Origin of the sequence: Nannocystis pusilla, assembly GCF_026626665.1 — a bacterium.
Lineage (GTDB): Bacteria > Myxococcota_A > Polyangia > Nannocystales > Nannocystaceae > Nannocystis > Nannocystis pusilla.
Genome location: NZ_JAPNKE010000002.1, coordinates 11,900,501 through 11,919,224 on the forward strand (window position 1 = coordinate 11,900,501; position 18,724 = coordinate 11,919,224).

The window sequence follows — 18,724 nt, forward strand, 5'->3', positions numbered from 1 at the left end:
TGTCGCCGTCGGCCACCGCATCGGCGAGCCGCTTGAGCACGACGAGGCCGACCCCGTTGCCGCCGACGATGCCCTGGGCGTCGGCGTCGAAGGGCCGGCAGTGGCCGTCGGGGGCGACCACGGAGCCGCCCTCGGAGACGTGGCCGAGGCGGTCGGGCGGCATGACGACGGCGCCGCCGGCGAGCGCGACGTCGCATTCGCCGGCGACGAGGTTTTGACAGGCGACGTGGACTGCCACAAGCGAGGTGGAGCAGGCGGTCTGCATGGTGAAGGCAGGGCCGCGCAGGCCGAGCTCGTAGGACACGCGCGTGGCCAGGGTGTCGTTCATGTTGCCGAAGCCGACCTCGTACTCCTCGATGCTGAGCGGGCCGCCGGGGGTGCCGGAGGCGCTCGAGCCAGTAGCGCGGGACCTCGCAGCCGGCGAACACGCCGACGGCGCCGTCGAGCCCGCGCGGGGCGTAGCCGGCGTGCTCGAGCGCGGCCCAGGCGACCTCGAGCAGGACGCGCTGCTGCGGATCGATGAGCCGGGCCTCGCGCGGGCTGTAGCCGAAGAAGGCGGCGTCGAAGCACATCGCGTCGGGCATGACGCCGATCGCGGGGACGAACCGCGGGTTTTGAACGAGGGCCGGATCGATGCCGGCGGCCTCCAGCTGCTCGCGGGTGAAGAACGAGATCAGCTCGCGCCCGGCCACGAGAGCCTGCCACAAAGCGTCGACGCTGGCGGTCCGGGGAACCGACCGGCCATGCCGACGATGGCGATCGCGCGGGATTCCGTAGTCCGCGTGGCTGGCGGTGCGGGGGATGAATCGATGCTCGTCGGCGAGGGCGCGCCGTCGAGGTGGGCGGCGAGGCTGCGGATCGTGGGGTGGCGAAACAGCTCGACGATGGCGATCGGGCGCCCGGTCGCGCGCTCGAGCTCGGCCCGCACGCGGGCGAGCAGCAACGAATGACCGCCGAGATCGAAGAAGCGCTCGTCGAGGCCGACCTGCTCGAGCTGCAACACGTCGCGCCAGATCGCGGCGATCCGTCGTTCCAACGCGGTGCCGGAGGACGGGGCGGGGCGTGCGACCGGGGGGCGTTCGCGCGGGGGCGGCAGGGCGCGGCGAGCGAGCTTGCCGCTCGGGAGCAGCGGCAATCGCGGCAGCTCGACGAGTTCGCCGGGGAGCATCGGCTCGGGCAGGTGCGCGCAGGTGGTCGCGCAGGGCGACGAGGTCGAGCGGCGCGCGGGCGGTGACGTAGGCGACGAGGCGCCTGTCCCCGGGGACATCTTCACGCACGACCGCGGCGGCGGCGGCGACCGTCGGGTGCTGGGCCAGGACGGCCTCGACCTCGCCGAGCTCGATCCGCACCCCGCGCAGCTTCACCTGGGAATCGCCGCGGCCGACGTACTCGAGGTTGCCGTCGAGGTCGCTGCGCCCGATCGCCGGTGCGGTACATCCGTTCGCCCGTGACGAACGGATCGGGGACGAACCGCTCGGCGGTCCGCGCGGGCGCACCGAGGTAGCCGCGAGCGAGCGCGGCGCCGGCGATGTACAGCTCGGCGGTCACGCCCGGCGGGACGGGGCGGTGGTCGGCGTCGAGCAGGTAGATCCGCGTATCGTCGATCGGCGCGCCGATCGGCGGCAGGACCGGCCACGCGGCGGCCGGGCCGGTGAGAAGGTGGGTCGTGACGACGTGCGCCTCGGTCGGACCGTAGTGATTGTGAAGGCTGCAATTCTGGCAGGCGCGCGAAGAGGTCGCGGATGGCCGGAGAGATCTTCAGTTGCTCGCCGGCGGTGACGACGTCGCGCAAGGTGGCCGGCGGACGTTCGGAGCTCGCGGCCTCGGCGAGGTGTTGTAAAATACGAACGGGAGGAACAGCCGCTCGACGGCTTGCCGCTCGAGCAGGGCCAGCAGGGCCCGCGCGTCGCGGCGCGTGTCCTCGGACACGAGCACCAGGGCGCCGCCGGTGGCCCAGGTCGAGAGGAGCTCCTGCGCCGAGACGTCGAAGTTGAGCGAGGCGAACTGCAGCGTGCGCGCCGGTCGCCCGAGTCGCGGATGACGCCGGTGCCAGCCGGTGAGGTTGGCGAGCGGACCGTGCGTCATGGCCACGCCCTTCGGTCGCCCGGTCGAGCCCGAGGTGTAGAGGACGTAGGCGAGGTCGTCCGCGCCGAGGTCGGTGATCGGCCGCTCGTCGGCGGCCAGCGCTGCGTCGGGCGCGACAGCTCCGCGGCGTGCGGGGGCAAGCTCGCGGCGACGTCGGGCTCGGCGACGATCCAGCGCAGCGCGGCGTCCTCGACGATGAAGGCGAGCCGCTGCGCAGGATAGGACGGATCGAGCGGGACGTAGGCGCCCCCGGCCTTGAGGATCGCCAGGACCGCGACGAAGGTGGCGCTGGTGCGCGTGGCGACCACGCCGACGAGCGTGCCGCGGCCGACCCCGAGCGCGCGCAGGTGATGGGCGAGGCGGTTGGCGCGGCGCTCCAATTGTTGATAAGTGACGGTCTCGTCATCGCTGACGAGGGCGACCGCGTCGGGGGTGCGATCGACCTGCGCCTCGACGAATGCGTGGACTCCGCTCGAATGCACGATCGGCGCCCGCGGGCCGCAGGCGCGGCGGAGCTGCTGCGATTCGTCGGCGGGGGACATCAGCGGCAGCGCGGCGACGGACGAAGCCGGGGCGTCGACGCCGGCGAGCGCGGCCGCGAGCGCTCGCGCGAGCTGCTCGATGCGCCAGCGGTCGAACAGATCGGTGGTATATTCGAACATGGCCGCGAGGCCGCCCTCCGCGGTCTCGCGGGTGAGCAGGGTGAGGTCGAAGATGGCGCCGCCGGCGTGCACGTCGAGCGGCCGCACGGGCAGCCCCGCAGGTGCAGGCCGACGTCGCCGGGCGCCTGGGGGGCGAACGCGACCTGCACCAGCGGTGAGCCGCCGACGTCCGCGGCGAGCGCAGGGCCCGGACGATCTGCTCGAACGGGACGTCCTCGTCCTCGTGGGCCGCGAGCACGGCGTCGCGGACCCGCGCGAGCAAGGTGGGGAGCGTGGGATCGTCGGCGAGGTCGAGGCGGATCGGCAGGGTGTTGACGAAGAAGCCGGCCACCGCCTCGAGCTCGACCCGGCCGCGCGCCGCGGCGGTCAATCCGATCACCAGATCGTCCTGATCGGCGAATCGCCGCAGGACGGCCGCGAATACCGTGAGGATGGCCTGCGACAGGGTGGCGCCCCCGGCCCGCGCAAGGCGGCGGAGCGGGGCCAGGGCGGCCGGCGAGGCGGTGAATGCGACGCGCGCGCCGCGATGGGCCGGGGCGTCGCCGCGAGGGCGGTCGGTGGGCAATGCGAGCAGGGCGGGCGCCCCGGCGAGGCGGGCCCGCCAGCGGGCGAGCGCGGCCGCGTGGCGCTCGCCCGATTGCGCGCGGCGTTGCCAGGCGGCGTAATCGGCGTAGGTCGGCGCGGGCGGAGCGGGGCTCGCCGTCGAATCGTCGTGGAGCCGGCCGAGCTCGTGCAGGAGCAACGATTCGGTCCAGGCGTCGGTGACGATGTGGTGCAGTACCAGCCAGCACCCGCGCGTCGGGGGCGAGGCGCACGAGGCCGGCGCGGAGCGGGGACCGGCGGCGAGGTCGAAGGCGCGGCCGGCCTCGGCGGCGAGGGTCGCGTGGAGGGTGTTTGTGCGCTCGGCGGGCGAGAGGTGAGCGAGGTCGAGGCGGGCGAGCGCGAAAGTTTCGTCGGCGTCGATGACTCGTCGCGGCGCGCCGGCGTCGTCGACGTAGCGGGTGCGCAGGATCTCGTGGCGGCGGATCAGCGCGCGCAGGGCGGGTAGAGGCGCGCCTCGTCGCATTCGCCGCCGATGTGAAACGCGAGCGAGCAATGATAGGCGGGGCCGTGCGGCGCGAGCTGGTGGAGGAAGTACAGCCGCTCCTCGGCGAAGGACAGCTCGCCGGTGTTCGCCGCGGGGGCGATCGCCTCGTCGTCGGCGGGGCGACGATCGGCGAGCAGGACGGCCTGGCCGGCGATCGTCGGGTGGGCGAAGAACTCGGCCAGAGAGAGGGTGCTGCCGAGCGCTCGCTTGATGCGGGCGACGATCTGCGCGGCGTGGAGCGAGTGGCCGCCGACGGCCAGGAAATCGTCGGTCACGCCGCAATCGACCGCGAGGACGGCGCGCCTAGCTCCGCGATGTCGCGCTCGAGCGGGGTGCGCGGGGCGATGCGCTCGGTGGGGTCCGCGAAGTGATGCGCGTCCGGGCGAGGCAGGGCGTTGCGGTCGATCTTGCCGTTCGACAGCACCGGGAGCGCCGGCAGCGGCACGAGCGCGGCGGGGACCATGGCCGCGGGCAGGCGCGCGGCCAGGCTCGCGCGCAGCTCGGCGAGCGCGGCCGCGCCGGTGTGCTGCGATTCGCCGGCGAACACGACGTAGGCGACGAGACGACGCTCGCCGCCGGCGTCGTCGACGACGACCAGGCCGTCGCGGACGGCGGGGTGCTCGCGCAGGACGACCTCGATCTCGCCGGGCTCGACGCGGACGCCGCGGATCTTGACCTGATGATCGAGACGGCCGAGGAACTCGAGCACGCCGTCGCTGCGCCAGCGGGCCAGGTCGCCGGTGCGATACAGCCGCTGCCCCGGCGCCGCGGCGAACAGGTCGGGCACGAAGCGCTCGGCGGTCAGGCCGGGGCGGCTCCAGTAGCCGCGGCTGACCTGGACGCCGCCGATGTGGAGCTCGCCCGGGCGCCGGGCAGGACCGGCTCGCCGCGGCGGTCGAGCACGTAGATCGTGCAATTGGCGATCGGCCGGCCGATGGGGATCGCGGCGACGTCGACGCCGCGCTCGCAACAATGCGCGGTGACCTCGATGGCGGCCTCGGTCGGGCCGTAGAGGTTGTAGACGTCGACGTCGAGCCGCGCGTGGCAGGTGCGCACGAGCGCGGGCGCGGACGTCGCCGGTGCACAGGACGCGGCGCAATGAACGACAGCGCGCGGGTCGACCTGCTCGAGGAACGCGGTCAGCATCGGCGGTACGAAGTGAATCGTGGTGATCGCGTGGGCGCGGATCGCCTCGACCAGGTAGGCCGGGTCGCGGTGACCGCCGGGCCGCGCCATCACCACGGTCGCGCCGGCCAGCAGCGGCCAGAAGAACTCGTAGACCGAGATGTCGAACCCGCACGGGGTCTTCTGCAGCAATCGGTCGTCCGGCCCGAGCGGGATGGTGCGCTGCAGGTCGAGGAGGCGATTGACGACCCCGCGGTGGATGTTCATGACCCCCTTCGGCCGGCCGGTCGAGCCCGAGGTGTACATGACGTAGATCAGATCGTCGGGCGTGACGTCGTCGGGCACGGGGTCGGCGTCGGGCCGCGCGCCGTCGAGGACGACGATCGCGTCCGTCGCCGCCGGCAGGGCCTCGATGTGCCGCCGCTGGGCCAGGATCAGGCGAGCGCCGCAGTCGGTGAGCATGAAGGCGAGGCGCTCGCGCGGGTGCTCGGGGTCGAGCGGGACATACGCAGCGCCGGCCTTGAGCACGCCCAGGAGGCCTGCGAGTAGCTCGCGCGAGCGGTCGGCGCAGACTGCTACCAATGAGCCGCGACGCGCGCCGCGACGGCGAAGCTCCGCTGCGACGGCGTCCGCGTGACGGTCGAGCTCGGCGTAGGTCCAGCTGCCTTCTTCGGCGACGACCGCGACGCGATCGGGGCCGCGCGCGACCTGGGCGGCGATCCATCGCTGCAGGCAGACCTCGCCCGCCAGATCGATCTCGGTGTCGTTCCATTCGTAAAGGACGCGACGGCGCTCGTCTGCGGGCAGCAGCGGCAGCGCGTCTGCGAGGGCGTCCGGCGAGGCCGCCGCGGCGCGCAGCAACACCTGCCAGCGGGCGAGCACGCGCCGGACGGCGGCGATCGCCACCCCGGCGCCGACCGACGCGCGCAGCGAGAGCGCGGCGGTCCCGACATTCGCGACGAACACCAGCGGGACCCCGCCGACGTCGTCCTCGCCGGCGCGCGGCGGCGGATCGCCGCCCTCGTCGAGCCAGAACGCGAGCGGAACTCCAGCCCCGAGCCGCGGGCCGCCGCGGCGCGGACGATCGCCGCCGGGCTCGCCGGGCGCTCGGCGCCGTCACGGATCGCTGCTGCGCGGCGCGGACGAGGTCGCGGAAGCGGAGCCCGGGCTCGATGCGGCCGCGCGCGGGCACCAGCGGGCCTCCGCGCCGGCAGTGCGCGAGGACCACGAGATCGGGCTGACCGGTGTGACGCGCCAGGACCAGCCACAGGCCGGCGAGCAGCGGCGCCGCCGGGAGCGCGTCGAGGGTCGTCGCTAGCGCCCGCAGGGCCGCCGCGGTCTCGGCGTCGAGCGGGAGCTCGAACTCCGACTGGGCACATTCGTCGGCCTGCCACCATTCGCCCGGCAGCTCCAGCCGCGGCGGGCCCCGGCCAGCGAGCCGGCCAGTCGGCCGCCCATTCGTGCGAGTCGGCCCGAACTCCGCCCAGGGACTGCCCCGATCCCGTGACGACACTCCTCTTTCGCAATCATCGTGGTACGACGACCACGCGCCTGACGCCGCGGCGCCCCGATCAGACCGGGTTGACGCAGTAGACCGGAAAGTAAGAGCGGAGGCGCCCGGCGGCCGCGTCGCGCGCCAGGCGGCCGATCTCCTCCCAGGAATAGATCTCCGACACCTGCGGCATCCACCCCTCGCGCTCGGCGTAGTGCATGGCGGCCGGCGAGTCGGAGTGGCGGATATAGTGCGAATGCACGTGGACGTGGCGGCCGATGCACTCGATCGCGCGGTTCATCGTCATCTGCATGCCGAGCAGCCAGCCGGCGGTCGCCAGCACGCCCTGGCGCGCGAGCGCCTTGACGCTGGCGCGGAACACCGGGGCGCCGATGTAATCAGAAGACGATGGCGGCCCCGCGCCCGCCGGTAAAGTCGCGCACCGTGGCGAGGAACGCCTGCTCGGACGCGCGGTAGGCCTCGCGGTAGCCGGGGTCGCCGTGATAGCGGGATTCGTCGAATTCGATGTCGGCGAAGGCCCGGCGGTCGATTCCGCCGATCCCGCTGCGGTCCAGCTCGGCGAGCCGCTGGGGCTGCCGGTCACCATCGCGGTGCGGCTGCCGGCCCGCTGGGCCAGCTCGAGCGCCGCGAGGGTCGAGCCGCCGCCCCAGCCGAGCACGAACGGCGCGGGGTCCTGGTGCTCGTCGATCTGCAGGCGATAGGCGCCGAGCGCCACGCTGATAATTCGACCACGCCGTCAAATATCGCACCGAGAACGCGGCCCACTGCTCGAGGCGGTGCTGAGATTCGAGCGGCAGCGGCAAGAAGTTGCGCGCGGCGATCTTGGTCCGCTTGGCCAGGACGCCGACGGTGCCCGGAGCGTCGTAGCCCTGCACCAAAATCTGTGTAACCGAACTCGTCCTGCACGTGACCGCCATGAGGATCCCCACCGCGCCCTCGTGGATCCCACGAACGTCGGCGCCGGCCCGCAAGACTCGCAGGACGCTGCCGTTGCCGATGACGACGCGTCGCTCGCGGCGCTGGCCGCAGATGTCGATCGGCCGGCGCTGGAGCGAATGGGTCATGTTGCCCTCCCAGCTGCCGAACAGCGGTTCGACCAGCATTCGTCGCTGGCGGGCGCGGGGAACGAGAACTTCTCGAGGCGAAAGTCGCCGGAATCCAGCGCGGACTGAGCGGCGCCGGACCGCTCGTAGAGCACCCAGGCTTCGGTCTCGATCATGTCAAACCCCCCGTCCTCGACGGCTCGACCCAATGGCTACACCACATGCGCAGCCATTATTCGGATCGTCTATGCCACGCGGATCCGTGCCGCGGAAGGGGCGCGCGGAAAAGCGGGAGAATGGAGACTCACATCGGCGTTCCGGCGCCGCCTGCGCTCGCACGTGTAGGTGCCGGTCGGATGAACGACGAGGGGCCGGTGAATTGCCCGGCCGCGGGGCTCGAGCTGCGCGGGCGGCCTCCGGTCCGCCTGCGGCGGGCGAAACCGCTCGATCCGCCTATTTGCGGATTGCGTCCGGTGAGACGATACCGCTTCCGCCGACGGCTCCGGCTGATAGGGTGAACCGTGGAGGACAGGGGCAGATGATGACGAATGACGAGACGGAGATCCGCCGTCTTCTCGAGCGCTACGCAATGGCGGTAGCCGTCTCCGGCGACGGATCTGGGAGTACCCCGCCATCGATCCCGAGCAAGCGTTCCACCGCAACATCCCCGTGCATTATTCAGAGCGCTTCCCGAGCTCCTCGGTTACCACGAGCGGGACTTCGCGCCGGTCGCCAGCAGCTGGTGGGACGCGATTCATCCCGACGACGTGGGCACGTCGTCGAAGGCCATCGCCGAGCACCTGATGACGGGGAAGCCGATCTACGCCGAGTACCGCGTATTCAACCGTCAGCGCGAGATCCGCTGGTGGCAGGTGTTCGGCGACTCGATGCCCGACGCCGACAACAAGGGCAAGATCCGGGCGATCGGGGTGGTCCGCGACATCACCGCGCTCAAGGTCGCCGAGGAGACCGCGCGCAATCAGCTGGAGCTCATCACGCGGCAGCAGAAGGCGATCCGCGCCCTGTCGACCCCGATCATTCAGCTGTGGGACAACATCATCACGCTGCCGCTGGTGGGCGCGATCAACTCGGAGCGGGCGTCGGAGATCATGGACCGCCTGCTGGCCGAGGTGGTGCGCCTGCGGGCCCGCTATGCGATCATGGACATGACCGGCGTCGACGCGGTCGACACGACCACGGCCGAGCAGCTCTATCGCATCATCCGCGCCGTCGCGCTGCTCGGCGGGCAGGTGCGGCTGTCGGGGGTCAACCCTGCGATCGCGCAGACGATGACGAACCTCGGCGTCGACATCAGCCCGTTCATCAGCCACCGCAACCTGCAGGACGCGCTGCAGGCGTGCCTGCGGGACAGCGACCGCTTCGTCACGCACTGGACCGCGCGCCGCGGATCCGCAGGCGCGAGATCTGCGGACGCGACGATCGCGGGCCGATCTGCCCGCGGCGCTGTTTGCCGGTACGAGCCCGGGGACGCCCCCATCGCCGCTTCAGCGCGAGCCCGGGCGCGACGGGAGCGACGCGGATCACCCGGTCACCGCCGCCCTCGATGGTCTCGGCGAAGCGGTAGCCGACCCCGCGCAGCGTCTGCATGCTGGCCGGCGGCGGGTCCCAGCTTGGCGCGCAGGCGGAGCACGTGGGTGTCGACGGTGCGCGTGGTGACGTTGGGCGACAGGCCCCAGACCTCGGCCAGCAGCGCCTCGCGGGTGTGCACGCGGCCGTGGCGGGTCACGAGGAGGATCAGGAGGCGCAGCTCGAGCGCGGTGAGGGCGAGCTCGCGGTCGTCGAGCCAGGCTCGCTGGGCGCCGGCGTCGACGCGCACGCGGCCGCAGGAGACGCGCTCGGCCGCGGAGGGCGGCTGGACCCGCCGGCGCAGCACGGCGCGGATCCGCAGCACCAGCTCGCGCAGGCTGAACGGCTTCGTCACATAGTCGTCGGCTCCGACCTCGAAGCCGAGCACGCGATCGATCTCCTCGGCGCGCGCGCTCACCATCACCACCGGCAGCGCGCGTGATCGGGTCGGCGCGGAGCCTGGACACGCGCGATGCCCGACATGTCCGGAGGTTCAGGTCGAGCAGCACGAGGTCGGGCGCGGGCTCGCTGCGGGCCAGCGAGAGGCCCTGCGCGCCGGTGTCGGCGGTGCGCGGCTGGAAGCCCTCGCGCGTGAGCGCGTGGCGGATGGCGGACCTTAGATCGCGCTCATCTTCGACGACGAGGATCGAGGCGGGCATGACGAACGGGGGGGCCGTCCGAGCGTACACGCGGGCCCGGAAATACGCATCGACGCGGCGCAGCGGCGAAATTCACCGCGCTGGCGCGCCGCTGTGACGCGGCTGTGATGTTGCCGGAAGGCCGATCGCAGGGCGCGAACGCGACGTCCGGAACCACAGGCGCCCGCGCGAGGCGGGTGCTCCGTCCGCGCTGTGATGAATCGTCGCAGTGCGCTCACGGGTCGCGGCGCGCATGGGCTGCGGACGGCGAGCTCGGAGAGCCTTCGATGTCCCAGGTGCACCTGGTCGCCGCTGCCGGGCGCGACGATGGCGCGCTCGCGACTCGTCGTCCTCGTCTCGCAGGACGATCGCGCCGGGGTCGCCCGACACGAAGGCGTCGGTGCTCTCGTCGGGACGGCGGGGCGGCGGCGGTGGACGCGTGGAGCGGTGACACCCACCTCGCGCCGACTCCAGTCATTGTGCCGCGAATGGCGAATGGACTGATAGGCGAGCAGCTCGCGCCATTCCGAGGGGGCTGACGGCCACACGTCAATGCGCGATCTCGGCCTCCAGGCGGGCGGTGGGGCCGCGCAGCCGTGAGTTGTCGCGGTTCGCAACGAGAGCTCGCCGGGATTATCTTGCCCGTTCCCTGCGAGTACGGAACCGGAGGTTTCATTGGCCCAACTCATCCTTGACGACTTCAACCTCGAGAAGGCAGAGCGGCGCCTGTGCGTGGAGGCGCTCAGCTCGGCCGGCAACATCGTCGGCGCCGCCGCGTTGCTCGGCATCACTCGCCACGCCCTCAAGCGGCGCATCATCAAGCTGGCGATCGAATGGCCGCCGCGCAATCCGAGCCGGCCGTCCGACGCCGTGAATGCGAGCGCGGGACTCGCTCGCTAGGTCCAACCAGATGACGAGTCCAGGACGACCTGGCGGCCGGGGCTGCCGGTCGTCCTCGTCACGTCTCGAGCTCGACGTTCGACGGTCACGCCGAGCCGTGATCGCGATCGCCGTGTGTGGCGCTCGAGAGCTGCGCACGTCAGGTGTGCGCAGGGCCCTGCGCTGCCGTGGCGCGGAGCGACGGCCGACCGGTCGCGCCTCGCGCGAGCCGACGGCGGGTCGCCACCGCGAGCGTCGCAGCAGACCGCGAGCGCCAGCCGAGCCACGAGGATGCACGCGGGCCTCTCGGCCCGATCTCGCCCTCGTCGTTCGCGACGCGTGGTTCGACGGCGCCGCCGAGCTCGGCCGCGCGAGCGACGAATCGGCCGAGCCCGCTGCGCTCGCGGGCGGGGCGAGGGCGGTGCGCCGGTGGTGGCCGCGGTCCGCAGGTCGGACGCACGGAGGCGGTGGAGCTGCCGGGCGCGTCCTCGCGGCGGGTCGTTGCATTCGCCTGGGTTTGCGACGGCCGTGCGAGCGCCCAGGCTAGTCAGGAGCGGCGACCGGCGCCGGCCGACCTGCCGAGCACGGCAAGTCCGCGTCCACCGGAGGACGAGTCATGAGAGCGATCTGCTGGCACGGCCCGCGAGATGTCCGATTGGACAGGGTGCCCGACCCCACCATCCTCGACCCGGGCGACGCGATCGTCCGGATCACCGCGACGCGATCTGCGTCCGACCTCCACGTGTTCGACGGCTTCATGCCGACGATGAAGACCGGCGACGTCCTCGGGCACGAGGCGATGGGCGAGGTGGTCGAGGTCGGCAAGGCGGTCACGCGGCTGCGCAGGGCGACCGCGTGGTCGTGCCGTTCGTGATCGCCTGCGGCTCGTGTTCTTCTGCAAGCGCGGCGAGCAATCCGGCTGCGACGTCAGCAACCGAACGCACGCATGGCCCGCGAGATCATGGGTCACTCGCCGGCGGGCCTGTTCGGCTACTCGCACATGATGGGCGGGTTCTGGGGCGGACAGGCCGAGTACCTGCGGGTGCCGTTCGCCGACGTAGGTCCGCTCAAGATCGAGTCGGAGCTCACCGACGAGCAGGTGCTGTTCCTGTCGGACATCTTCCCGACCGGCTATTTCACGGCGGACCTGTGCGGCATCGAGCCGGGCGACACCGTGGCGGTGGGGCTGCGGGCCGGTCGGGCAGATGACGATCCGCAGCGCCTGGATGCTGGGGGCGGGCCGGGTGGTGGCGATCGACCGCGTCCCCGAGCGCCTGCGCATGGCCGAGGCCGGCAGGGCCGAAGTCATCAATTTCGAGGAGACGCCGGTCTAGTGATCAATTGATGGACCTGACGCGGGGTCGCGGACCCGACCGCTGCGTCGACGCGGTCGGCTGCGAGGCGCACGGCCTGGGCAGCGCGGACGCGGTGATCGACAAGGTGAAGACCGCGGTGATGATGGAGCGACCGCGCCCACGTGCTGCGCGAGGCGATCATGTGCTGCCGCAAGTTCGGTACGGTGTCGATCCCCGGCGTCTACGTGGGCGCGGTCGACAAGCTGCCGATGGGCCCGGCGATGAACAAGGGGCTGACGTTTCGGATGGGCCAGACGCCGGTGCAGCGCTATCAGCAGCAGCTGCTGGCGAAGATCGAGGTGGGGGAGATCGATCCGTCGTTCGTCATCACCCATCGCCTGCCGCTCGATCAGGGACCCGCGGCGTACCGGACGTTCCGCGACAAGCAGGACGGCTGCATCAAGGTCGTGCTCCGACCGTGATGGCGAAGGCGCGGCGCTCGTCGTCGTGCCGATGTGCATCCTTCATGGCGGGTCGAGACGGTGGGGTGCGACGGATCGGCGCACGGTGGCGAGAAGCGAGCGGTGTTTGGCGTTCGCGCCACTCGTCGCGCAGCGCCGCGAGTGGGACCGTGGCGGCATGAACATCACGTTGACCATCCCCGGGATCGATCCTCTGTGCATCGCCATGCTGCTGTACCCCGGCTTCACGATGCTCGATCTGATCGGGCCGCAGTCGGTGCTCGCCTGGGCGGGCACCACCCATCTGGTCGCCAAGACGATGGCGCCGGTCGAGAGCGACTCGGGCGCGCAGCTGCTGCCGACCTGCACCCTGGAAGACTGCCCGCGCGACCTCGACGTGCTGTTCGTGCCCGGCGGCTTCGGGACCTTCGCGGCGATGAAGGACCCCGAGGTGCTGGCGTTCCTGGCCGACCGCGGCGCGCGGGCCGGGAGCGTGACGTCGGTGTGCTCGGCGCGCGCTGATCCCCGGCGCCGCCGGGCTGCTGCAGGGCTATCGCTCGACCACCCACTGGGCGCTGCACGACGCGTTGCCGACGTTCGGGACCATCCCGGTCAGCAGCGCGTCGTCGTCGATCGCAACCGGATCTCCGGCGGCGGCGTCACGGCCGGGATCGACTTCGGCCTGACGCTGCTGGCCCAGTTGCGCGGCGAGGAGACGGCGCGGCTCGTGCAACTGATGATGGAGTACGACCCGGCCCCGCCGTTCGCCGCCGGCACGCCGGAGCAGGCCGGACCGGCGCTGACCGAGCGCGCGCTGGCCTTGATGAGCGCTGCGGCGCCGGCGGACGCGGCGCAGGCTCAGGCTTGATGCGCGGGCACAAGTCGGTCGGTTCGATTCGCGAGCTCGCCTCGCAGATCGGCCTGTTCGATGGCGTCGCGGAATGCTCCGCGGCGGTGGAGCGAGGCGGGTAGGGCGGCGGTGGGCGCGGTGGCAGGATCGCCGTGGCGACGCCGCCGCCGGGAAATGAGGGCAGACGTGGCCCGACGTGGGACCTCCGCGGACTTGCGCCGGCGTCGCGAGGCTCACGCGTCGCGGAGGAGGCGCGGCCGCGAATGTGGGCAGCGGCCGATCGGGCGTGGCGTCCACCACACGACCGCGGCAGGGCGCGCCCTGGCGCTGGTACGTGCCAACTGGCGCACGGTCCGCGCGGCGACGGCGACGACGCGTGTCAAAGTTGGGCGGGCCCGCGGCGCGCGACCTGGCGCGCGGTCGCGGGAGGGGCGGTTATGTCGATACGTGCTCTCGGCCACTATGTGCATAGTCGCCGCGCCGCGCTCGTGCTCGGGCTGGCGGCGCTGGGCGGGTGCGTCGGGGCGGACGACGCCGCCGAGGCGCTGCCGGACGCCATCCTGCCCGACGACGCGAGCGCGCCGATCGCAGGTCCGAGCCCGGCGTTCCACGGCGGCGTGGTGACCACGACCGAGCGGCTGGCGGCCGAGGCCGGCGCGTCGATCCTCGCCGCCGGCGGCAACGCGATCGACGCGGCGGTGGCGGTGCACTTCGTGCTCAACGTCGTCGAGCCGCAGTCGTCGGGCCTCGGCGGCGGCGGGTTCGCGATGATCCACCTGGCCGGCTGGGCGCCCGAGGAGACGGTGGTCGTCGACTTCCGCGAGACCGCGCCGGCCGGGGCGACCCCGGGATGTTCGCCGGCGAGCACTCGGCCGACGTCGAGTCGTCGAGCGGCTACGCGGTCGGGGTGCCGGGGCGCTCAAGGGCATGGCGTACGCGCTGCAGCGCTACGGCACGCGCAGCCTCGGCGAGCTGCTGGAGCCGGCGATCGCGGCCGCCGGCCAGGGCTTCGCGGTCAGCAAGCGACTGGCCGAAGAGACAGGTTCGTCGCGGCTCGAGCCCGAGCTCGGCGACGCGGCCTACGACGAGGCGCGCAAGGTGTTCCGCCCGGGCGGCGGGGCCCTCGCGGAGGGCGACCTGCTGGTCCAGGCGGACCTGGCGCGGACCTTCGCGCTGATCCAGCAGCACGGCCTCGCCGCGTTCTACGACCGCGATCACGCGGCGGGGATCGCCCGGGCGATCGTGGCGACCCAGCTGGCCACCCGCTCGGACAACGCCGGCGGCAAGGTCGCATGACCTGCGCGGACCTCGAGGCCTACGAGGTGCGCACGCGCAGGCCGCTCGTCCGCAGCTATCACGGCTACGAGGTGGTGACGACGCCGCCGCCGTCTTCGGGCGGGGTGGCGGTGCTGCAGATGCTGGGGATGCTGGAGCGCTTCGACCTCGGCGGCGACGGCTTCGAGTTCGGCGCCGCCGCGACCCTGAACGTGATGATGGAGGCGATGCGCCTGGCGTTCGCCGACCGCGCTGTGGCTCGGCGATCCCGACCACGCGTACGTGCCCGCCGCGGGGCTGTTGATCCGGACTACCTCGATCGCGCTCGGCGCTGATCGCCGCGGGCAGACGACGCAAGCGCGTCTCGGCCGGCGATCCGCGGCCGTTCCAGCCGGAGCCGCCGGGCCTCGGCCAGGCGCTGACGACGCTGACGAGCGAGCGCGAGGGCGCCGACACCACGCACTTCACGGTGATCGACGACGACGGCAACGCGGTCAGCGTGTCGAGCACGATCGAGCGATTGTGGAGCACCGGCCTGATGGTCCCGGGCTTCGGCTTCATGCTCAACAATCAGCCGACGAGCTTCAACGACGCGCCGCGGGCCAGCAGCGCGCCCTACGACCCGGGGGCCAACGACGTCGCGCCGGGCAAGCGCCCGCGCGCCAGCATCTCGCCGATGATGCTGTTCCTCGACGGCGAGCTGGTGGCCGCCTACGGCTCGCCGGGCAGGACCGGCATCATCGGCGCGCTCCCGCAGGTGACGCTCAACTTGATCGATCACCGGCGCTCGCTGCAGTCGTCGATCGCGGCGCCGCGGATCGCGCTGAGCAGCGCGAGCAGCTTGGCGGACACCGAGATCGAGGCCGGCTTCGGCGGCTCGGTGCGCGCGGCGCTGGAGCGCCTCGGCTACGCGTTCGTCGACGTGCGGGACATCGGCGCGGTCCAGGCGGTGGTGACCTACCCGCTGAGCGGAATCAGATGGCGCCGCCGACCCGCGGCGGATCGGCGGGGTCGTCGGCCTGCCGTGAGCGCGCGGCGTCGTGGTATAGGCGATCCCGCGATGCCCGGCGCCCGCGACCTCGAGGTCCACCTGCGCGCTCGTCGGCGGCCTTGGCCCCGGCGACGAGCTGGCGCCGGGGCTGCGCCTCGCCGAGGTCACCACCGAGTGCGGTCCGCGCCTGACCTTCGAGACAGGCGACGCGCGTCCACGTCGAGGTCGCGCGCCTGATTCCCGGCCGCCGCAGCGCGGTGCAGACGCGGCGGCTCGGGCCGTCGTATCGCTTCGACGCGGCGGTCGCGGCGGACGGGCGCGCGCTCGGGGTCGCGGTCTGCCGCGCGGTGGCCACGGCCGCGGCGGCCCGCGAGGAGGCGGTGCTGGCGGCGCTGGCCCGCGACGCCGAGATGGCCGAAGAGACAGGTGACGAGCCGGGCGCGCGGGTGCGCGCGGTGACCGTCGAGCGCCTGCTCGAGCGCGCCGAGGGCGGCCGCTACTACACCGTGACGCCGTACGTGGGCTGCCTGATCGGCTGCAGGTTCTGCTACGCGCAGTCGCACGTGGCCGAGACGCGGGCGCTCCTGGGCCTTCCGCCGGCGCCGTGGGCTCGTACGTCGACGTGCGGTCAACGCGCCAGGTGCTGGCGGCCGAGCTGAAGACGGTGACACCGGCGCCGATCGAGTTCGCGCGGTGGTCAGCGACCCGTACCACGCGATCGAGCGCCGGCACGAGTTGACGCGGCGGATGCTGCTGGCGCTGCGCGACGCGCGGTGGCAGACGGGGGTGCTGCCCGACCCGCGCGGCGCGATCGAGCGCGACCTCGACGTCTTGCCGGCGATCGCCAATGCGTGGGCGGGGATCTCGATCCCCACGCTCGACGACGCCGCCCGTCGCCACTTCGAGCCGCGCGCGGCCAGCATCCCGGCCCGGCTGGCGGCGCTCGCGGCGTGCAAGGCGGCCGGGCTGCGCACGTTTGCGATCGTGCAGCCGCTGCTGCCGGGACCTGTGGACGCGCTGGCCGACGCGCTGGCCGAGCGCGCGGGATCGGTGCGCATCGACGTGCTGCACGGGGTCGAGGGGGCGACGCAGGAGTTCGCCGACCCGCGCTGGGCCGCCGCGGGGTCGAGGCGTGGCACGCGAGCAGGCCGCGGCGTTGACCGCGGCGCTGCGCGAGCGCGGGGTCGCTGTGGTCCGGCGAGCTGCCGCCCGGCTCGCGGAATCGAACCGCGAGCGCGAGCCGGCCGCGCCGGTCTGATAGCATCCGGGGCGATGAGCCTCGCCACTGCCCCGACCATCCCGGCGCGCGCTTCGACGACGCGGAGCTCGCCGAGCTGGCGACGGCGCTCGGGCGCGAGTACGCGATCGAGCGCGAGCTCGGGCGCGGCGGGATGGGCGTCGTGCTGCTCGCGCGCGACCTCCGGCTCGAGCGGCCGGTCGCGATCAAGGTGCTGCCGCGAGCGGGCCGCCGACGCCGCGCACCGCCAGCGGTTCCTCCGCGAGGCGAAGACCGCGGCGAAGCTGTCGCACCCGAACATCGTGCCGATCCTCCACGCCGACGAGGCCGCGCGCCGCCTACTTCACGATGCCGTACGTCGACGGCGAGACGCTCGCCGAGCGCGTGCAGAGTCGCGGCCCGGCCTGCGCGCGAGGTGGTGCGGCTGCTCCGCGAGGTCGCGTGGGCGCTGGCCTACGCGCACGCGCGCGGCGTCGTGCACCGCGACATCAAGCCGGAGAACATCCTCGTCGAGCGCGCGAGCGCGCGTGCTCGTCACCGACTTCGGCATCGCGTTCGAGGCCCAGGCGTCGCGGCTGACCGGCGACGATCAGATGGTCGGCACCGCCACGTACATGAGCCCCGAGCAGATCCTCGGGCGCGAGCTCGACGGGCGCAGCGACCTCTACTCGCTCGGCGTCGTCGGCTTCTGGCTGCTCGCGGGCCAGCACCTTCGAGGGCGCGGCGACGCCGACGGTGCTCGTCAAGCACGCGACCGACAGCCACGCCGCTGTACGCTCGCCCTCGAGGTCCCTGCGGACCTCGCCGCGGTGATCGATCGCTGCCTCGCCAAGGCCCGACGCGCGCTGGGCCTCCGCCGAGGCGCTCGCCGAGGCGCTGGTCGGCGTCGAGGGCGAGCTCGCTTGACCGCCCGCGCCCACCGGCGGCGACCGCTGCTCGGCGAACGCGACGTCTCCGCGGTGCTCCAGCGCGCCGCCCAGTTGCAGGCGGACGCCGCTCGCCGCGTCGAGGAGCGCTCGCGGACCGCGGCCGCGCCGGCGCCGACGACCGCGAGCGCGCTGCGGGTGTCGGAGGTCCAGGCCGCCGCGGCCGAGGCGGGCATCGCCCCGAGTTCGTGGCGATGGCCGCCGCCGAGCTGCCCACCGGCGGCGCGCTCGCGGTCCCGGCGGTCCCGGCGGCCGCGGAGGGCCGCTGGGCGGTGCGCCTGTTCGGCAAGGACGTCCGCCAGGATCACCGCCTCGCGGGTGATCCGCGCGCCGGCGAAGGCCGTACCGACGCCGTCGGACAGGCGGCAGACGAGCCCGTACAGCCTGCGCTGCAGGACGCCGTTCGCCCGCACCCGCTCGACGGCGGCGTCACGACGTTCCGCGTGCCGAAGTTCATCCACACCGCCGACGGCAGCGGCTACGGCGGATGTGCCTATTACATGTACGTGCTGACGATCCGCCAGGTCCGCCTGACGATGCAGCGCCGCGGGTCGCCATCGAATGCACGGTGACGGCCGAGCTGCGAGTCGATCGCGTCCGGACGCAAGCTCTACTATCCGCTGATGGGAGGCATGACCGCGGCCGCCGGCGCCGGGGTCGGCGTGGGGATGTTCTTCGTGATGATCCCGATCCTCGCCGTGCTGGCGACCCTCGGCGCCGTCGCCACGATGTACGCCGGCCTCCACAAGCTCACCCACGTCACCTACGCCTACTACTTGCGGCAGGCGCAGGAGCAGCTCGAGGCGCTGCTCGCCGACGTCGACGCCAACCTGCGCAGGCGGTGTTCGGCAGCCTGCCCGCCCCGCGGCCGGCGCCGCAGCGCGAGGACCGAACGGGCATGTCCCTCGGGACATGTCCGAAAATTTGTCGTCGACGCTCGCGGCCCGCGGGCTGTCGACACGCGACGGTCCGCGAGACCACCGGCTCGCCGCGCGGAAAATCCGCGCGCGGTCCGACAGGGTCGGTGCTTCCGTCGCCTGCGAGAAGGGTAAGATCACGCCGCGATTTCC

General features: G+C 73.0%; 17 protein-coding genes and 10 pseudogenes. 12 read left to right on the plus strand and 15 right to left on the minus strand.

What is annotated here, in order from left to right; all coding sequences use genetic code 11:
* Nucleotides 1–76 precede the first annotated feature (76 nt).
* The 13 genes and pseudogenes from OV079_RS60460 to OV079_RS53110 all read right to left on the minus strand — a co-directional run.
* Nucleotides 77–328, minus strand: a pseudogene (locus tag OV079_RS60460) (beta-ketoacyl synthase N-terminal-like domain-containing protein); the annotation flags it as partial.
* 130 nt (nt 329–458) lie between these two features.
* Nucleotides 459–692, minus strand: a pseudogene (locus OV079_RS60465) (beta-ketoacyl synthase N-terminal-like domain-containing protein); the annotation flags it as partial.
* Nucleotides 674–1,168 (minus strand): phosphopantetheine-binding protein, encoded by a 495-nt coding sequence (locus OV079_RS60470; protein WP_420829481.1) that lies wholly within the window; start codon nt 1,166–1,168, stop codon nt 674–676. The gene OV079_RS60470 and the pseudogene OV079_RS60465, both read right to left, overlap by 19 nt.
* A gap of 61 nt (nt 1,169–1,229) precedes the next feature.
* A pseudogene (locus OV079_RS60475) lies at nt 1,230–1,277 on the minus strand (hypothetical protein); the annotation flags it as partial.
* Nucleotides 1,270–2,184 (minus strand): annotated as a pseudogene (locus OV079_RS53070) (AMP-binding protein). The pseudogenes OV079_RS60475 and OV079_RS53070, both read right to left, overlap by 8 nt.
* Nucleotides 2,082–2,834, minus strand: coding sequence for an AMP-binding protein (locus OV079_RS53075; protein WP_267778347.1), 753 nt, complete (start codon nt 2,832–2,834; stop codon nt 2,082–2,084). Before OV079_RS53075 ends, OV079_RS53070 begins: the two are co-directional and overlap by 103 nt.
* Before the next feature lie 133 nt (nt 2,835–2,967).
* A pseudogene (locus tag OV079_RS60480) lies at nt 2,968–3,813 on the minus strand (condensation domain-containing protein); the annotation flags it as partial.
* On the minus strand, nt 3,774–4,109 hold the full coding sequence (locus OV079_RS53085) for a phosphopantetheine-binding protein (protein WP_267778349.1): 336 nt from the start codon (nt 4,107–4,109) through the stop codon (nt 3,774–3,776). The pseudogene OV079_RS60480 and the gene OV079_RS53085, both read right to left, overlap by 40 nt.
* Nucleotides 4,106–4,621 (minus strand): AMP-binding enzyme, encoded by a 516-nt coding sequence (locus OV079_RS53090; protein ID WP_338089035.1) that lies wholly within the window; start codon nt 4,619–4,621, stop codon nt 4,106–4,108. The genes OV079_RS53085 and OV079_RS53090 overlap by 4 nt, the downstream gene beginning before the upstream one ends.
* A gap of 14 nt (nt 4,622–4,635) precedes the next feature.
* Entirely contained in the window at nt 4,636–5,925 is a 1,290-nt protein-coding gene (locus tag OV079_RS53095; RefSeq protein WP_267778353.1) for an AMP-binding protein, read from the minus strand.
* Between the two features lie 605 nt (nt 5,926–6,530).
* On the minus strand, nt 6,531–6,833 hold the full coding sequence (locus OV079_RS53100) for a hypothetical protein (protein WP_267778354.1): 303 nt from the start codon (nt 6,831–6,833) through the stop codon (nt 6,531–6,533).
* A gap of 16 nt (nt 6,834–6,849) precedes the next feature.
* Nucleotides 6,850–7,536 carry a hypothetical protein gene (locus OV079_RS53105; protein WP_267778357.1) on the minus strand — a complete coding sequence of 229 codons (687 nt, stop codon included), beginning with the start codon at nt 7,534–7,536 and terminating at the stop codon, nt 6,850–6,852.
* Nucleotides 7,533–7,691, minus strand: coding sequence for a hypothetical protein (locus tag OV079_RS53110; RefSeq protein WP_267778358.1), 159 nt, complete (start codon nt 7,689–7,691; stop codon nt 7,533–7,535). The genes OV079_RS53105 and OV079_RS53110 overlap by 4 nt, the downstream gene beginning before the upstream one ends.
* Before the next feature lie 441 nt (nt 7,692–8,132).
* Between OV079_RS53110 and OV079_RS60485 the strand changes: the two are divergent.
* Nucleotides 8,133–8,816: pseudogene (locus OV079_RS60485) on the plus strand (PAS domain-containing protein); the annotation flags it as partial.
* Nucleotides 8,817–9,064: 248 nt separating this feature from the next.
* Here the strand turns inward: OV079_RS60485 and OV079_RS60490 are convergent.
* Entirely contained in the window at nt 9,065–9,523 is a 459-nt protein-coding gene (locus OV079_RS60490) for a response regulator transcription factor (protein WP_420829482.1), read from the minus strand.
* A gap of 121 nt (nt 9,524–9,644) precedes the next feature.
* A pseudogene (locus OV079_RS60495) lies at nt 9,645–9,761 on the minus strand (DNA-binding response regulator); the annotation flags it as partial.
* Nucleotides 9,762–10,415: 654 nt separating this feature from the next.
* On the opposite strand from OV079_RS60495, the gene OV079_RS53125 reads away from it, so the two are divergent.
* The 11 genes and pseudogenes from OV079_RS53125 (at nt 10,416) to OV079_RS53180 (ending at nt 18,706) form a co-directional block, all read left to right on the plus strand.
* On the plus strand, nt 10,416–10,640 hold the full coding sequence (locus OV079_RS53125; RefSeq protein ID WP_267778359.1) for a helix-turn-helix domain-containing protein: 225 nt from the start codon (nt 10,416–10,418) through the stop codon (nt 10,638–10,640).
* Between the two features lie 595 nt (nt 10,641–11,235).
* Nucleotides 11,236–12,396, plus strand: a pseudogene (locus OV079_RS60500) (zinc-dependent alcohol dehydrogenase).
* Between the two features lie 106 nt (nt 12,397–12,502).
* The gene (locus OV079_RS53145) at nt 12,503–13,243 is read left to right on the plus strand and encodes a DJ-1/PfpI family protein (protein ID WP_267778366.1); all 741 of its coding nucleotides are present in this window, start codon (nt 12,503–12,505) and stop codon (nt 13,241–13,243) included.
* Nucleotides 13,244–13,662: 419 nt separating this feature from the next.
* Nucleotides 13,663–14,019: pseudogene (locus OV079_RS55425) on the plus strand (gamma-glutamyltransferase); the annotation flags it as partial.
* 133 nt (nt 14,020–14,152) lie between these two features.
* Nucleotides 14,153–14,521: a gamma-glutamyltransferase gene (locus OV079_RS53155; RefSeq protein WP_420829483.1), complete on the plus strand. Its 369-nt coding sequence runs from the start codon at nt 14,153–14,155 to the stop codon at nt 14,519–14,521.
* Complete coding sequence (locus OV079_RS53160; RefSeq protein ID WP_267778368.1) at nt 14,518–14,835, plus strand: gamma-glutamyltransferase; 318 nt, start codon at nt 14,518–14,520, stop codon at nt 14,833–14,835. The genes OV079_RS53155 and OV079_RS53160 overlap by 4 nt, the downstream gene beginning before the upstream one ends.
* 134 nt (nt 14,836–14,969) lie before the next feature.
* Nucleotides 14,970–15,728 (plus strand): gamma-glutamyltransferase, encoded by a 759-nt coding sequence (locus OV079_RS53165; RefSeq protein ID WP_420829484.1) that lies wholly within the window; start codon nt 14,970–14,972, stop codon nt 15,726–15,728.
* Nucleotides 15,729–15,748: 20 nt separating this feature from the next.
* Nucleotides 15,749–16,150, plus strand: coding sequence for a hypothetical protein (locus OV079_RS53170; protein WP_267778370.1), 402 nt, complete (start codon nt 15,749–15,751; stop codon nt 16,148–16,150).
* 732 nt (nt 16,151–16,882) lie between these two features.
* Nucleotides 16,883–17,194, plus strand: a pseudogene (locus OV079_RS60505) (hypothetical protein); the annotation flags it as partial.
* A gap of 61 nt (nt 17,195–17,255) precedes the next feature.
* Complete coding sequence (locus tag OV079_RS60510; RefSeq protein WP_420829619.1) at nt 17,256–18,167, plus strand: protein kinase domain-containing protein; 912 nt, start codon at nt 17,256–17,258, stop codon at nt 18,165–18,167.
* Nucleotides 18,168–18,286: 119 nt separating this feature from the next.
* Complete coding sequence (locus tag OV079_RS53180; protein WP_267778373.1) at nt 18,287–18,706, plus strand: hypothetical protein; 420 nt, start codon at nt 18,287–18,289, stop codon at nt 18,704–18,706.
* Nucleotides 18,707–18,724: the final 18 nt, after the last annotated feature.